13 protein-coding genes are annotated in these 14416 nt (G+C 73.0%); 8 read left to right on the forward strand and 5 right to left on the reverse strand.

What is annotated here, in order from left to right:
• Positions 1-240: 240 nt before the first annotated feature.
• Positions 241-654 (forward strand): hypothetical protein, encoded by a 414-nt coding sequence (locus AB0I91_RS22065; protein ID WP_498782633.1) that lies wholly within the window; start codon positions 241-243, stop codon positions 652-654.
• A gap of 98 nt (positions 655-752) precedes the next feature.
• On the opposite strand, the gene AB0I91_RS22070 is transcribed toward AB0I91_RS22065, so the two are convergent.
• On the reverse strand, positions 753-959 hold the full coding sequence (locus AB0I91_RS22070; protein ID WP_498782631.1) for a hypothetical protein: 207 nt from the start codon (positions 957-959) through the stop codon (positions 753-755).
• A 189-nt stretch (positions 960-1148) separates the two neighbouring features.
• Here AB0I91_RS22070 and AB0I91_RS22075 point away from each other — a divergent pair, with 189 nt between their 5' ends.
• Positions 1149-1946: a hypothetical protein gene (locus tag AB0I91_RS22075; RefSeq protein ID WP_499609540.1), complete on the forward strand. Its 798-nt coding sequence runs from the start codon at positions 1149-1151 to the stop codon at positions 1944-1946.
• A gap of 15 nt (positions 1947-1961) precedes the next feature.
• Here the strand turns inward: AB0I91_RS22075 and AB0I91_RS22080 are convergent, their stop codons facing one another.
• Together AB0I91_RS22080 and AB0I91_RS22085 are read right to left on the reverse strand one after the other, a co-directional pair.
• The gene (locus AB0I91_RS22080) at positions 1962-2753 is read right to left on the reverse strand and encodes a sensor histidine kinase (protein ID WP_499638491.1); all 792 of its coding nucleotides are present in this window, start codon (positions 2751-2753) and stop codon (positions 1962-1964) included.
• Positions 2750-3448 (reverse strand): response regulator transcription factor, encoded by a 699-nt coding sequence (locus AB0I91_RS22085; RefSeq protein ID WP_498782625.1) that lies wholly within the window; start codon positions 3446-3448, stop codon positions 2750-2752. Before AB0I91_RS22085 ends, AB0I91_RS22080 begins: the two co-directional genes overlap by 4 nt.
• A gap of 153 nt (positions 3449-3601) precedes the next feature.
• Between AB0I91_RS22085 and AB0I91_RS22090 the strand changes: the two genes are divergently transcribed.
• Positions 3602-5218 carry an FAD-binding oxidoreductase gene (locus AB0I91_RS22090; RefSeq protein WP_499638493.1) on the forward strand — a complete coding sequence of 539 codons (1617 nt, stop codon included), beginning with the start codon at positions 3602-3604 and terminating at the stop codon, positions 5216-5218.
• Between the two features lie 72 nt (positions 5219-5290).
• Here AB0I91_RS22090 and AB0I91_RS22095 read toward each other — a convergent pair whose 3' ends face one another.
• Positions 5291-8002 carry an AfsR/SARP family transcriptional regulator gene (locus AB0I91_RS22095; protein WP_499638495.1) on the reverse strand — a complete coding sequence of 904 codons (2712 nt, stop codon included), beginning with the start codon at positions 8000-8002 and terminating at the stop codon, positions 5291-5293.
• 694 nt (positions 8003-8696) lie between these two features.
• Here AB0I91_RS22095 and AB0I91_RS22100 point away from each other — a divergent pair.
• The 5 genes from AB0I91_RS22100 to AB0I91_RS22120 are packed head-to-tail and all read left to right on the forward strand — an operon-like array spanning position 8697 to position 13344.
• Positions 8697-9638: a hydroxymethylglutaryl-CoA lyase-like TIM-barrel protein gene (locus AB0I91_RS22100; RefSeq protein ID WP_498782619.1), complete on the forward strand. Its 942-nt coding sequence runs from the start codon at positions 8697-8699 to the stop codon at positions 9636-9638.
• Complete coding sequence (locus tag AB0I91_RS22105; RefSeq protein WP_498782617.1) at positions 9631-10383, forward strand: iron-containing redox enzyme family protein; 753 nt, start codon at positions 9631-9633, stop codon at positions 10381-10383. Before AB0I91_RS22100 ends, AB0I91_RS22105 begins: the two co-directional genes overlap by 8 nt.
• A complete protein-coding gene (locus AB0I91_RS22110; RefSeq protein ID WP_499638497.1) occupies positions 10380-11324 on the forward strand; it encodes an aminotransferase class IV in 945 nt (314 codons plus the stop codon). Before AB0I91_RS22105 ends, AB0I91_RS22110 begins: the two co-directional genes overlap by 4 nt.
• Complete coding sequence (locus AB0I91_RS22115) at positions 11321-12676, forward strand: hypothetical protein (protein WP_499638499.1); 1356 nt, start codon at positions 11321-11323, stop codon at positions 12674-12676. Before AB0I91_RS22110 ends, AB0I91_RS22115 begins: the two co-directional genes overlap by 4 nt.
• Entirely contained in the window at positions 12673-13344 is a 672-nt protein-coding gene (locus tag AB0I91_RS22120) for an RraA family protein (RefSeq protein ID WP_499638501.1), read from the forward strand. The genes AB0I91_RS22115 and AB0I91_RS22120 overlap by 4 nt, the downstream gene beginning before the upstream one ends.
• A gap of 9 nt (positions 13345-13353) precedes the next feature.
• On the opposite strand, the gene AB0I91_RS22125 is transcribed toward AB0I91_RS22120, so the two are convergent.
• Positions 13354-14364 carry an SMP-30/gluconolactonase/LRE family protein gene (locus AB0I91_RS22125; protein WP_498782609.1) on the reverse strand — a complete coding sequence of 337 codons (1011 nt, stop codon included), beginning with the start codon at positions 14362-14364 and terminating at the stop codon, positions 13354-13356.
• Positions 14365-14416 lie beyond the last annotated feature (52 nt).

Consider the following 14416-nt stretch of genomic DNA (forward strand, 5'->3'; position numbering starts at 1 on the left):
CTTCGTCGCTCCCGTGGAACACGGGTGTTCGATCCTCTGTGACGAGGACCCCTCCGCCGATCGTGATGACGGGGGTCCTGGCGAAGCTGTTTCCAGGCCAAGCGCGACTCGCTTGTCTTCCGTGATCCCTGCCGTTGGTCTTCCGGGTGCGGAAGGGGTCGAACTCGGTCGTGGTGGCCGTGGTGCCGGCGGGCACGTGCTGGTCGTGACCCGGCTGTCGATCTCGAGGGAGACGGCCCGATGAACTCGGGTGTTGCCGCATTCGACGAGGAATTCTCCAGCTTCGTCAAGGCGTCGGGACGGTGGCGGGACACTGCTCCGGACGCGCTCCTGGGGCGGTGGTCGAGGTTCGTCGACGAGTGCGTGCGGGGTTACCCGCACGACGCTGAAGATTACTTCAACGATCTCACCTCGAGGGATGCCTTGGAGCGGGCCCTTGCTTCTGTCGAGTTGCAGATCCACCCTGAAATGTCCCGTCTGCGCGCGCGTGTGGAGAGGATCGATTCACGATTTCGCGCACTTCTGACGGCGGACGTTTTCCCTGGGATTCCGAAGGAATTCTGGTGGGCTCGGGGCATGGTGAACGGTGGATCGAGGCGTTTTGTGGAGAGCGTGCGGCGTGGGTACGGCATCGACTTGATCGAGATCGAATAGAGTTCCCGCCGGTCTGAGGACGCCGTCGACCGGTCCGGTCAGCGACCTCCCGAGCGGGGGGGTCCGGCGGCCGGCGATCGATCACGTGCAGCCGGCCGTTAGCCGCTGCACTTGGTCAGGAGCTCCGTCGGGCTCATCCGGCGCAAGCCGGTGGCCAGCAGCAGCAGACACGACAGCAGGACGGCCCACGCCCACCACGGGGCGGCCGCGGACCACAAGCCGCCCACGACGGCGGTGCCGGTGACCAGTTGCACGCCTCGGCGACGGCTCGCGGTGACGGCTCCGGAGGTGGTGGCGGGTCGCATGCCTCGATCGTCCCAGGTCCTCGCCGACCGGGCCACTGCTCCCGGCCGTCTGGCGGCACGGGCAGCGGGTCTGCCCGTGGCTTGCCCTTGCGACCGTTGCCGAGGACCCCCGTGCTCCCGGAGCGTGGGACAACGGCTGACCCGCTGTCGGTGCGCCGCTGCCGGCCCTGACGAAACGAGGTGATGTGGATGCGCAAGCACGTTCGGCCTCCGGAACGGGAGGACGCGCACGCCGGGCACGTGCACCCGCCGAGCACTGCCGACGCCCCGCCTGCCTGGGGGCGGCCGATGACGCCGAACGCGGTGCTCGCCCTGCAGCGCACCGTCGGGAACGCGGCGGTCGCGGCGGCGCTCGAGCCGGTGGCCGTCCAGCGCACGTCCGAGGGCGGCACGGGGCAGGGCCCGCTGGAGGACAAGCCGATGGACGGGTTGAGCCGGTTGCGGAGGGCGAACCAGCGGGAGGTGGAGCGCGGGCAGGCGTCGCGCGTCGAGCCCGGCCAGGGGACCAGCCCGTTCGGGAACTACACGGTGCAATCGGGGTACGGGCACCAGGGGTACATCACGTCCAACAACCGGCAGCACCCGCGGTCCTCGTCCGTCGGGACGTTCTACGTCGAGGTGTTCGCCCAGCTCCAGCAGCAGCACCTGCCGCTCGTCGCGGAAGCCCTGCGCGGCCGGGCGCTGGACCAGGCCGTCCTCGCCGCGATGACCGCGACGGAGAAGCGCGCCGCCGCCGTGCTCTACGGGCTCATCCGCGAATCCGAGAACGCCAGGACGCCGGGTGCTGTCAAGGCCGCGTGCAGCGCCCTGGACGAGGTGGGGGCGACCGGTGGCGGGTGGCAGCGGTTCAGGGAGTTGTTCCCGCTGGCCCAGGAGCACGGGGCGCAGGTCTACAACACGGCGTTGGCCGGGCAGAACCAGCTCTCCGCCGCCGCACTGGGGAACCTGGAGGACATGTCGTCCTCTTCGGACGAGCAGAGCTCCTGACGAGGCGGCGTCCGGTCACGTAGCACGGTCGAGGGGGAACGTGACCCGGACGGTGGTGCCCTGCCCGGGCGCCGAGGTGACGCCGACCGTGCCGCCGTGCGCGGTCACGATCGCCTCGACGATGGCCAGGCCCAGGCCCGACGAGGCGCCGCCGGCCCGGCTGCGGCCGGGGTCGGCGCGGTAGAAGCGCTCGAAGACGTGCGCCAGGTGCTCCGGCCCGATCCCGTCGCCCTCGTCATGTACCGCGATCACGACGTCCGCGTCGTGCGAGCTGACGGTGACCGTGACCGGTGTGCCGGGCGGGGTGTGCTGCACCGCGTTGCCGACGAGGTTGTGCAGCACCTGCTGGATGCGCGCGCCGTCCCCGCGCACGACCGCCTCCGCCGCCCCGCGCAGGGTGATGACCCGGTCGGGGCAGACGACCCGCGCGTCACCCACCACCTCGCCCGCCAGGGCCACCACGTCCACCGGCTCGCGGTCGAGCGGAAGGGCCGCGTCGAGGTGGGCCAGCAGCGCCAGTTCGTCGACCAGCAGCCGCATCCGGCCCACCTCCGCCTGCATCCGCGCCATGGCGTGGTCGAGCTGGTCGGGGTCGGTCAGCGCGCCCTGGACGTACAGGTCGATCCAGCCCTGCACGGTCGCCAGCGGCGTGCGCAGCTCGTGGCCCGCGTCGTCGACGAAGCTGCGCAGCCGGTCCTGGGCGCGCCGCTGGGCGTCGAACGCCTGCTTGACCGCCACGGCGACCGCGGCTTCCGGACCGGCGAGCAGCAGGACGAGGGCGCGCCGCCACCGGGACGGCCGCTTCACGGCCGCACCGGCCGCAGGCTGTACCCGAACCCCCGCACGCTGCGGATCAGCGACGGCCCGCCGAAGTCGATCTTGCGGCGCAGGTTGGAGATGAACCGCTCGACCACGCTCGCGTTGCCGCCGAAGTCGTACTGCCAGACGTGGTCCAGGATGTCCGCCTTGGAGACCACCCGCCCGGAGTTGATCAACAGGTAGCGCAGCAGCCGGAACTCGGTGGGGGAGAGCTCGACCGGCTGCCCGCCCCTGGTCACCACGTGCCGCACCTCGTCCAGCTCCAGGTCGTCGCAGCGCCACACGCCCTCCGGCACCACCGGCGGCACGCGGCGGGCACGCCGCAGCAGCGCCTCCAGCCGTGCGGCGACCTCCACCACGTGGAACGGCTTGGTGAGGTAGTCGTCGCCGCCGAGGCGCAGCCCGCGCACCCGGTCGTCCACCTCGTCGCGCGCGGTCAGGAACATCACCGGCACGTGGACCTCCCGCGAGCGCAGCAGGTGCAGCAGGTCGAAGCCGTTCGTGCCGGGCAGCATCACGTCCAGCACGATCGCGTCGGGCGTGCGCGCCCCGATCGCGGCCAGCGCGGCGGGCACGTCGCCGACCGCCTCGACCTCGAACCCCGAGAACCGCAGCGCCGACAGCAACAGCTCCCGCAGGCCCGGGTCGTCGTCCACCACCAGGATGCGATCCACGTCCTCCATCACACCATCCTGCCGGGTCCGCGCGGCGCACCGCCGGTGCGCGAACCTGACGGTTTCCTGCTGGTTCCCTGACAGTCGGCCGCCGCGGGTGGTCTCGCCGCCTGGCCGCTCCTAGCGTTTTCCCCGGCACACCAACGAACAGATTGGACGAGGATGTCTGGTCCTACCCGTCGTGGGTTCATCACCGGCACCGCGGCTCTGGGAGGTGCGGCGCTGATCGGGAGTCCGGCGACCGCGGACGTGGCGGCGGAGGGGAGCGGGCTCGAGTCGGCCGCGATCCTGCCGGGTGACCCCCGCTACGAGGACCTCGTGCTGCGCCGGACGAGCGAGCGGTTCTTCCCCCGGCCGCGGTACTTCCGGCTGCCCACCACGACCGAGCAGGTCGTGCGCGCGGTGGACGACGCCGTGCGCGCGGGCAAGCGGGTCACCGTCCGCAGTGGCGGGCACTGCTACGAGAACTTCGTGGGCGACGGCGCGGAGGTGGTCATCGACCTGTCCGCGATGCGGCAGGTCGGGTTCGACCGGCGCCGCAACGCGTTCTCGATCGAGCCGGGCGCGAGCCTCTGGGACGTGTTCGAGCGGCTCTACCTCGGCTGGGGCGTCACGATCCCCGGCGGCCAGTGCGGCGGTGTGGCCGCCGGCGGGCACATCCAGGGCGGCGGGTACGGCGCGCTGTCCCGGCAGTTCGGTTCGGTGGTGGACTACCTGCACGCCGTGGAAGTCGTCGTGGTGGACCGTTCCGGACGGGCACGGGCGGTGGTCGCGACCCGTGAGCCGGGCGACGCGAACCGGGACCTGTGGTGGGCGCACACCGGGGGCGGGGGCGGGAACTTCGGCGTGGTCACCCGGTACTGGATGCGCACGCCCGGCGCCACCGGCGACGATCCCAGCCGCCTGCTGCCGAAGCCACCCGCCGTGACGCTCGGCGCGACGATCGGGTGGAGCTGGCGGGACGTCACCGAGGAGTCGTTCCACCGGCTGCTGCGCAACTACGGCGAGTGGCACGAGCGCAACAGCGCGCCCGGCTCCCGCTACGCCAGCCTGTTCAGCCCGATGCTGGTCAGCCGGCGCAACACCGGCGCCGACCCCGGTGCGATCGCCCTGGTGGCCACAGTGGACGGAAGCCGGCCCGACGCCGACCAGCTGCTGGACGACTACCTGGCGGAGGTCACCGAGGGCGTCCCGGGCACGATCACGTTGCAGCCACCCCACCGGCTGCCGTGGTTGGCGGCGGTGGAGGCCGGGTCGCTGAGCCAGGCCGACGAGTCCGGGATGTTCAAGGCGAAAGCGGCCTACCTGCGCAAGCGGTTCACCGACCAGCAGATCAGGACCGCGTACACCTACCTCACCAGCACCGACCACGACAACGAGCGCGCGTTGCTGCTGTTGGTGTCCTACGGCGGCCAGGTCAACACCGTGGCGCCGGACGCGACCGCCGTGCCCCAGCGGGACAGCATCATGAAAGCGGTCTACATCGCCACCTGGACCGACCCGGACCGCGAGCGGGCGAGCATGGACTGGATCCGGCGCTGGTACCGCGAGATGTACCAGGACACCGGAGGCGTGCCGGTGCCGAACGGCGTGAACGACGGCTCGTACATCAACTACCCGGACATCGACACCGCCGACCCGACGTGGAACACGTCCGGCGTCCCGTGGCACGCCTTGTACTACAAGGACAACTACCGCAGGCTCCAAGAGGTCAAGGCGCGCTGGGACCCGCGTGACGTGTTCCACCACGCCCTGTCGATCAAGCTGCCCGACAGCTGACGGCCGGACCCGCTCGGGCGACGTCACGCCGGACGCCTGCTCGCTCACCACGCCCGGCCGCGCCACCTCGGCTCACGTGGCGTCCTCGATGGTCAGCGTCACGCGATCGGCGTCGGCGGTGCGGCGCTGGTGCAGGAACAGGGTCAGCGCCTTGAGCCGGTGCTCGCGGGCCTCGTCCCGGCGACCTCCGGCCGCGTGGGCGTCGGCCAGCCGTTCGACGGTGTCGGCGTAGTCGTAGGTCGCGCCCACGTCCTCGAAGCGCGCGAGGGCCAGCTCGTAGTGCGCCACGGCCTCGTCGTGGTGACCGGCGCGGTGCGCGATGTAGCCCAGGCTGTCCAACGTCCGCGCCTCCGCGTCGCGGTCGGCGTGCGCGCGGGCGAGGGCCAGGGCGGTCTCGCAGTAGCGGCGGGCCCGGTCGAGGTCGTCCAGCCGGGCCGCGTACCAGCCCGCCTGGTTGAGGGCGTGGGCCTGGCGGATCGGGCGGTCCAGGGTGCTCAGGATGTCGAGGGCGCTCACCGCGTGGCGCAGGGCTCGGCGGTCGTCGCCCTGGGTCTCCCGGACCCACGCCAACGACTGGTGCACGGCGGCCTCGCCGGAGAGATCGTCCGCTTCCCGGCTGAGGAGCAGGGCGCGGTCCAGGTGCGCGGACGCCTCGTCGACGTCGCCGGCACGGGCGAGGGCGGCTCCCAGCCGCCACGACGCCAGTGCGCGGGCGTCGAGGTCGTCGGCGGCGTCCGCGGCTGCCAGCCCGGCCCGCCACACGGTGATCTGGTCGTGGTGGAGGTGACCCTGGCGGCGCTGGAAGGTGTCCAGGGCCCAGGCCAGCCGCCACACCGCGGGGTGGTCGCCGACCCGTGCGGCGGCCTCCTGAGCGGCGGTCACGCACACGTACTCGGTGGCCAGCCAGGCCAGGGCGGCGCCGTCGTCGGCCGGTCCGGGCTGGTCGGAGGACACGGCGGCCGGTGTGTCGTGCGGGTAGAGGACCCGCTCGGCGGCCAGGCCCGACCCGACGTAGTAGGCGATCACCCGCGCGAGCGCCGCCTCCTCGCCGTGCGCCCGTTCGGCGGCGTACAGCCGCACCAGGTCGTGCATCCGGTAGCGCCCCGGCACGTGCTGCCGCACCAGGTGACCGGCTTCGAGCTTCTCCAGCGACGACCGAACGCGCGTCACCGGCGCGTCGGCGAGCGCGGCCACCGCCGGCAGGCCGATGTCCGGGCCGGGCGCGATGCCGAGCAGCGCGAACAGCCTCACCGCGTCCGCCGGCAGCGCCCGCAACGACGCGGCGAACACCGCCCGCAGGCTGGTGCTCAACTCCGCGGTGTCCAGCCCGTCGAGCCCGTCGGCCCGGCCCAGCTCGTCGGCGAGCGCGGCGAGCGGGAAGTCGGGGTGCGCGGCGGCACGCGCGGCCACGATGCCGACGGCCAGCGGAAGTCCCGCGCAGTGCCGCAACAGGGTCGCGACGGCCTCCGGCTCGGCCGACATCCGTTGCGGCGACAGGTAGCCCGCCAACAACGCGTGCGCGACATCGTCGGGCAGGACGTCGAGCGCGAGCGTCGGCACAGCCCGCGAGGCGGCGAGGGCGCTCAGGCGGTGCCGGCTGGTGATCAACGTCGTGCACGTGGTGCCGCCGGGCAGCAGGGGGAGCACCTGGTCGCTGTCACGCGCGTTGTCCAGCACCACCAGCAGGCGCCGGCCCGCGACCAGGCTCCGGTACAGCGCGGCCTGGGCGTCCACGTCGGCGGGAGGCGAATCGGCGCCGAGCGCGTCCAGGAAGCCGAGCAGGATCGCGGAGGTCGACGCCGGCGGGCCCGTCGGGTCGAACCCGCGCAGGTCGGCGTACAGCTGCCCGTCGGGGAAGCGGTCCAGCTCCCGGTGCGCCCAGTGCAACGCCAACGCGGTCTTCCCGGAGCCGCCCGGCCCGACGACCGCGAGTGGTTCTCCCGGTTGCGCCAACGCCTTGTCCATCGACGTCAACTCGTCGTCGCGGCCCACGAACAGCCGTGGCGGGGCCGGCAGCTGCCGCGGCACGGGCGGTCGTCCGGTCACGGGTGCGGCCACCTCGCCGACCAGCATCTGCTGGTACAGCTCGCGCAGCCGGACACCGGGGTCGGTGCCGAGCTCGTCGGACAGCGCCCGTCGGACGACCTGGTAGTGCGCCATCGCCTCGGCCTGCCTGCCGGACTGGTGCAGCGCCAGGATGAACTGCGCGGCCAGCCGTTCGTCGAGCGGGTCGCGGGTCACCAGCGTGGACAGCTCGGCCACCAGCGACTCGTGCCGTCCCAGCCGCAGCGCGAGGTCGTTGCGGTGGGCCGTCGCCGACCACCGCTCCCGGTCGAGGCCCTGCCGCACCGCGTCGGCCCAGCTGCCGTCGAGCCCGCCGAGCGCCTCGCCCCGCCACAGCCCGAGCGCCTCCTCGACCAGGGCGAACGCCTCGGCGTCAGCGCCGGAGCGCGACCGCTCGACCAGCCTTCGGAACCGGTGGAGGTCGACGCTGTCCGGGTCGACGGGGAGCACGTAGCCGGCGGACGTCCGGTCGATCACCAGGCCGGGAACACCGCCCAGCGCCTGCCGCAACCGGTACACGTAGCCGTGGAGCGTGGTGCGCGCCTGCCGGGGAGCGCGGTCGGCCCAGACCTTCGCCGCGATCGACTCGGGTGACTGGACCCGGTTGGGGTCCACCAGCAGGGCCGCCAGCACGCACCGCTGGCGGGCGTGCCCGAGGCCGACCGCGACTCCGTCGACGAGCATCCGCACTTCGCCGAGCAACTCGAACGACACCGCCACCCGAAGTCCCCCCTCCTGACACCGGCCTACCGACTCCGACCGCCGTCGACAAGGCGGATCCCAGAACTTCCCCAGATCGCCACGTCACAATGCGCCGCTCGCGCCGCGTTCCCGCCGAATTGCGGTCAGGTCGAGTGTTGCCGAACGCGTCCGCCGCCGTCCGCCCGTTCGAAACAGACCCGAACAGGGCGAACGGGCCGCGGGCCCGCATCGAGGGCCTAACGTCGGGCTGTCGGAACTCGAACAGGGGGATCCTGTGGGTGGTCGAAGGGAATGGGCGGCCGTCGCGGCCGTATTGCTCAGCGGGGTGACGCCGAAGGGCGCACGCGGCCGGCGTGAACCAGTGCCGCATCCCGGGAGCGCGACCCCGGTAATCGGCTGACGGGGTTCGGGTCGGCCCGGATCGGTCGGGCCGGGGTGGGCCCGGCGCGGTTGCGCGGGCGACCGTGGTCCTAATTCATATTCGCTGGTCAGGGAGTTTTCGGCGGCCGGACGTCGAATCGGTACGACAATCGGGTCAATGCCCGGAGGTGCGTGGCCGAAGGTTGCCACGTGAGGTGACGGCCGGTTAGGCTGAAGTCATCCACCATGGCGATGGGCCGAAAGGGCGGTTGATTGTGCTCTGCGCAGCCGAAGCTTTTTCACCCGGCCGCACCGCGCGGTGAACGTGAATTCGACGCCCATTCTCCTCGATGTGACCTTGCGTGACGGCGGCTATTTCAACGACCACGGTTGGACCACCCGCGAAGCCGAGTCGATCGTGCGCGCCGTCGGGGCCGCCGGCGTGCCGTACGCGGAAATCGGCTACCTGCGGCAGGCGCACGACCCGGGACGGCCGACGGCCAGCTGCCCGCCCGCCTACCTGGACGCGCTCGCGGCCGTGGCCGGGCGACCGGAGCTCGTCGTGATGGTGCGCCCCGGCGAAGCGCCGCTCGAACGCATCGCCGAGCTGCCCGACCGGGGCGTCGCCATGGTCCGGGTGCTCGTCACGGGCGGTTCGGTCGAGGCGGCCGAGCCGTACGTGGCCGCCGCCCGCGCGGCGGGTCTGGACGTGGCGATGAACCTGACGCGGGTCAGCGAGCGCGACCCCCAGCGGCTCGCCGTGGCGGTCGAGGACTGCGCGAACGCGGGCGCGCAGGTCGTCTACCTCGCCGACTCCAACGGCAGCCTCGAACCCGGCTCGGTGGCCGAGCGGGTGGGCGCGGCGGTCGGCGCGAGCCCCGTGCCGGTGGGCTTCCACGCGCACGACAACCTCGGGCTGGCGTTCGTCAACACGACCACCGCGATGGCGGCGGGCGCGACCGCGGTGGACGCGTCGATCGCGGGCATCGGCAAGGGCGGCGGCAACCTGCGGCTGGAGGTCATCGTCGCGCACCTGATCGTGCGGCACGGCGCGGAGCTGCGGCTCGACCCGATCGCCGCGGACCGCACCACGCTGGCCACCCAGTTGCGGATGATCGCCGACGGCGGCTCGAAGACCGTGGTCAGCGGGCTGCTCGACGTGAACCTGGACGGCGCGGCCCACTTCTCCGACCTGGTCGCGGCCCACGGGCTCGACGCGACGATCCTGACGCTGACCGGTCGGGGGCGACCGCCGGCCGAACCCGCCAACGACCACGGAGGTGCCGATGAGTGACTTCGTCCTCGAGCTCGACCGGATGATCGACGAGCGCAAGAAGATGACCAGCGGGCTCTACCAGACGATCCTCGCCGGCAAGGCCACCCGGCGGTTGCTGCACGACTTCGTGCTGCACCGCTGGCCGATCAAGAGCTTCTGGACCCGCAACATCCTGGGCATCGCCTCGCGGATCGAGGACCACCGGCTGCGCGTCCTGCTCGTGGAGAACATCTACGAGGAGGAGACCGGCAGGCTGTCGGGCTCCGGCCGCCACCTGGACACGTTCGCCGACTTCGGCGCGGCCGTCGGGGTCACCGCCGACGAGCTCGCCGACGCGCCGGTCGTGCCGGAGACCGCGGCGGTCGTCGAGCACAACGTGCGGGTCTGCAACACCGAGACCCACTTCACCCAGGGCGTCGCGTCGGTGCTGCTGCTGATGGAGGGCCAGCCGCCGATCGTGGACCAGGGCGGCAAGAGCATGCTCTCGGTGATGCGCGACGTCTACGGCCTGCCGGCGAAGGGGTACGAGTTCTTCGTGCACCACGCCTCGGCCGACGAGGGCGACGACGCGGTCAGCGAGCTGGAGGACGAGCACGCCGCCGCCGCGCGCGAGCTGCTCCGCCGCTACTGCGACACCCCCGAGCTGCGGCGCGACGCGATCGCCGCGCTGGCCGCCGCGCTCGAACTGCGGCACCGCCACTTCGACATGATCCTGCGGACGGCGTACGACCCGGCGGAGCCGGTGTTCCGCTACACCGCATGACGTCCCTCGCCGCCGACGGCCACGCGGTCTGGCCGCTGGCCCACCACCGGGGCCGGCTCGTGCCGCGCGACGAGGCGACCCTGCCGGTCGGCAGCATCGCGCTGCGCTACGGCATCTCGGTGTTCGAGGGGATCCGGCTCTACCGGCAGGACTCCGGTGGCGTCGCGCCCTGGCTGCCCGGGCCGCACCTCGACCGGCTGCGCAACTCGTGCCGGCTCATGGGCCTCGACGAGGGTTGCGCGGCCGACGTGCCCGCGATCGTCGACGAGCTCGTCGCCGCGCAGCGGATCGACGCGGACGGCTACGTCCGGGTCGCGGCGAGCGCGGCCAACGCCGGCGACATCGCCCAGGCCGCCGTGACCGCGTTGACGGTCACGATCACGCCGTCGGGCCGCAAGCGCTGGCTGGCCGAGCACGAGGGCATCCGGCTGGGGATCAGCGCGTGGCAGCGGCCCTCGGACGCGGTGTTCCCCAGCGCCGCCAAGAACATCTCGGCCTACGCCGGGCCGCGCCTCGCGCTCGCGCAGGCCAAGCGCGACGGCTACGACTCGTGCGTGCTGCGCACCGCCGACGGGTTGATCAGCGAGGCGCCGACGGCCACGGTGTTCCTCGTCGAGGGCGACCGCGTCGTCACACCCAGGCTCTCCGACCACGTCCTGCCCGGTGTCACGCGGGCGTGGGTGCTGGCGACCGCGGCCGCGCTCGGCTACGAGGCCGTCGAGGACGCGGTCACCGAGGAGCGGCTCACCGCGGCCGACGAGGTCTTCCTGTGCGGGACGGGCATCGAGTTCGGCCCGGTGCGCGAGGTCGCGGGCGTGCCCCTGCGCGGCTGGCCGTCCGGCCCGGTCACGAAGGCGTTGGTGGACGCGTACTTCGCGCAGGCGCGTGGCGCCGCCGTGCCGACCGGGGTCGACCTCGGCCTGCCGGGTCGGCCGTCGTGAGCGTCACCGGTCTGATCGACTGGCCGGCCGCCCTGCTCGCCACCCACGACGCGGTGGCGCGCCCGGCGGACACCCGCACGGCCACCGAGCGCGCGGTGGCCGCCGGACCGGTGTTCCGGAACAAGGAGTTCCCGCTCTCGCCGGTGCCGGTGCTGGTCCGCGCCGATCGGGCCGAACGGCTCGCGCCGCTGCTGACCCGCTACGTCGACCTGCTCGGCAAGGTCGTCGCGCTGTACCGGGCACGGCCGGACGTGCGCGACTTCTACCGGCTCGGCCCGGCCGCCGACCTCCTGGTCGACGCCGACCGCGCGGTGGGCGACGCGCCGTGGGTGTGCCGGCTCGACGGCTACCTGGAGGCGGGCTCGGAACGGCTGCGGGTGCTGGAGAACAACGCCGACTCGCCCGCGGGCACACTGTTCACCGCGCGGATCAACGACGTGGTCGCCCGGATCCGGTCGAGCTCGCCGAGCGCGATGACGTACACCGGCGAGCACCGCTTCCTCGACGCGCTGCGAGCCGCCGCGCGTGCCGCCGCCGAACGGGACGCGGGCCGCTGCGCCGACCCGTCGCACATCGCGGTCCTCCAGCGCGCGGGCGCCCCGAGCGCGGAGAGCGTCGAGCTGGTGGAGTGCCTGCGGGCCGCCGGCGTGGACGCGTTCCTCGCCGACCCGCGCGCGATCGAGGTCGACGGTGACCGGGTGCGGTTCGACGGCAAGGCCGCCGACCTGTGCTGGAACAAGGTCAACACGGTGTCGTGGCTGCCGCACTGCGCCGACCCGGCCTTCGTCGACCGGTGGGCGCACGCCGTGCGGGACACCGCGATGGTGCACGTGAACCCGTTCGGCGCGCGGTACGTCGCGGAGAACAAGCTGACGCTGGCGTTCGTGCAGCAGCCCGAGTTCGCCGACCTGTTCACCGCCGACGAACGAGCACTGGTCGCCGAGCTGCTGCCGTGGTCGCGCAAGCTCACCCCGGCCGCGGTCGACGACGACGGCGGCCCGCTGGTCGACCGGCTGCTCGCCGACCCGCGCGAGTTCGTGCTCAAGCAGCCGTACGACATCAGGGGCGACGGCGTGACCATCGGCCACGACTGCGCTCCGGACGCGTGGCGCGACGCCGTCGCGGCCGGGCTGCGCGCGGGGCACCTCGTGCAGCGGCGGGTGGCGCCCACCGGCTACCCCGTGGTGGAGGCCGGCTCGGATCACGTGCAGGCCATGCCGATCAGCTTGGACACGTACCTGCTCGGCGGCCAGGTGGCCGGCTTCGGGTCGAAGGCGAGCCGCCACGCCAAGGTCAACATCTTCCAGGGAGGCCGGAAGTTGGCCGTGCACGTGATCGGCGACGGCTCATGACGGACGTCGGCCGTGGGCTCGCGGCGTTCGGCACGTCGGCGGTCAGCGACGCGCTGGACGTCCTGGGCGTGTCGGGCGCGCTGTGGGGCCCCACGCGCCAGTCCGGCTCCGGCGTGGTCGTCGGCCCCGCGTTCACCGTCACCTTCGAGCCGGTGGCCGAGGGCGAGCGCGCCGCCGCCGCGGACTACGTCGACGACGTGCCACCGGGCTCGGTCGTCGTGCTCGCCAACCACGGCCCGCGCTGCACGGTGTGGGGCGACATCCTCACCGAGGTCGCGGTGGCCCGGGGCGTCGCCGGGACCGTGATCGACGGCTACTGCCGCGACGTCGACGGCATCCGCGCGCTCGACTACTCGGTGTGGGCGCACGGCGCGTTCATGCGCTCCGGCAAGAACCGCGTGCGCATGGCGGCCACCCAGGAGCCGGTGACCATCGGCGCCGAGGGGGAGCGGATCACCGTGCGCCCCGGCGATCTCGTCACCGCCGACGGCAGCGGTGTCGTCGTCGTGCCGGCCGACCTCGTGGCGGTGGTGGTCGACACCGTGACGCGGGTGGCCGCCATGGAGGCCGGGGTGCTCGCCGACGTGCGGGCGGGCGTGCCGTTGCGGGTCGCCCGTGGCGACCACGGGTACAACGACGTCGCGCGGGCCACGTCGGCGAGGCCGTGAGGCTCGGGTTCAGTACGGGTTCCCGGGCACGTTGAGGTAGGTCTGGTAGAGGCCGAACCCGCCGGGGACACCGGAGGTGATGTACAGCGTCCGCCCGTCCGGCCCGCCGAACGCCGCGTTGGTGCTGTTGCGGCCGGCGGAGATGGCGCCGAGCCGTTCGCCCGACGGGGAGAAGACGTGGACGAGGCCCTCGTCGTAGGACGCCCAGTACAGGTTGCCCGCGCAGTCGACGGTCGCGCCGTCGGGCGTGCGGATGCTCGCGAACGTCGTGCGGCCGCCGGTGGTGCCGTCGGGGTTGACGGTGTACTTCACGATCGTGTTGTCGGCGGTGGCCCCGACGTAGAGCGTCTTGCCGTCGGGTGACAGGACGATGCCGTTGGGCTGTCGCAGCGTGTCGTCGACGAGGCCGACCACGCCGTCGCGGACGCGGAAGACGGCGGTTCGACCGCCTTGCTCGTCGGCGCGGTTGGCGCGCTGGTAGTTCGGGTCGGTGAAGTACGTGGTGCCGTCCGGGCCGGTGGTCAGGTCGTTGGGGGAGTTGAAGGCGCGGCCGAGGTGGTTGGCCGCGACGGTCGTGCGGCTGCGGTCGGTCAGGCTGTAGGAGGAGAGCGTGCGGTTGTCGTGGGTGGCGGCGAGCAACCGCGTGCCGTCGGGCGAGACCGCGAGGCCGTTGCTGCCGGACTCGGCGATGAACGTCTCGAAGGTGGCCGGTGGCGTGTGCCGGAGCACCGACGACGGCTGCACGCCCTGCGGGCCGGTGGGGCGCTGCATGTGCGACAGCAGCAAGGTGCCCGTCCGCCGGTCCCACGTCGGGCCTTCGAGGAAGTTGAACCCTCCCCGGATGAGCTGGGCCGTCACCGCACGGGTCGGTAACGGCGGGCCGTAGGACGCGCCCGGGGTGCACGGCGAGGTCGTCGCGGCGTCGGCGGAGGTGGCGGGCACGACGGCGCCGGCGAGGGCGATCGCCACCGCCGTGAGCGTCCGCGTGCGCCGGTGGCGTGATGCTGTGCGGTGCGTCATGGCGACTCCTTCGTCTCCTGGACGGGGCTGGTCCCGGTCGATCGCGGGATCG

Origin of the sequence: Actinosynnema sp. NPDC049800, assembly GCF_040656635.1 — a bacterium.
Classification (GTDB): domain Bacteria; phylum Actinomycetota; class Actinomycetes; order Mycobacteriales; family Pseudonocardiaceae; genus Actinosynnema.

Excerpts from the sequence above, each read along its gene's own strand:
- AB0I91_RS22065 (WP_498782633.1), top strand. The coding sequence starts at position 241 with ATGAACTCGGGTGTTGCCGCATTCGACGAGGAATTCTCCAGCTTCGTC.
- AB0I91_RS22070 (WP_498782631.1), bottom strand. The coding sequence starts at position 959 with ATGCGACCCGCCACCACCTCCGGAGCCGTCACCGCGAGCCGTCGCCGA.
- AB0I91_RS22075 (WP_499609540.1), top strand. The coding sequence starts at position 1,149 with ATGCGCAAGCACGTTCGGCCTCCGGAACGGGAGGACGCGCACGCCGGG.
- AB0I91_RS22085 (WP_498782625.1), bottom strand. The coding sequence starts at position 3,448 with ATGGAGGACGTGGATCGCATCCTGGTGGTGGACGACGACCCGGGCCTG.
- AB0I91_RS22090 (WP_499638493.1), top strand. The coding sequence starts at position 3,602 with ATGTCTGGTCCTACCCGTCGTGGGTTCATCACCGGCACCGCGGCTCTG.
- AB0I91_RS22105 (WP_498782617.1), top strand. The coding sequence starts at position 9,631 with ATGAGTGACTTCGTCCTCGAGCTCGACCGGATGATCGACGAGCGCAAG.
- AB0I91_RS22110 (WP_499638497.1), top strand. The coding sequence starts at position 10,380 with ATGACGTCCCTCGCCGCCGACGGCCACGCGGTCTGGCCGCTGGCCCAC.
- AB0I91_RS22120 (WP_499638501.1), top strand. The coding sequence starts at position 12,673 with ATGACGGACGTCGGCCGTGGGCTCGCGGCGTTCGGCACGTCGGCGGTC.
- AB0I91_RS22125 (WP_498782609.1), bottom strand. The coding sequence starts at position 14,364 with ATGACGCACCGCACAGCATCACGCCACCGGCGCACGCGGACGCTCACG.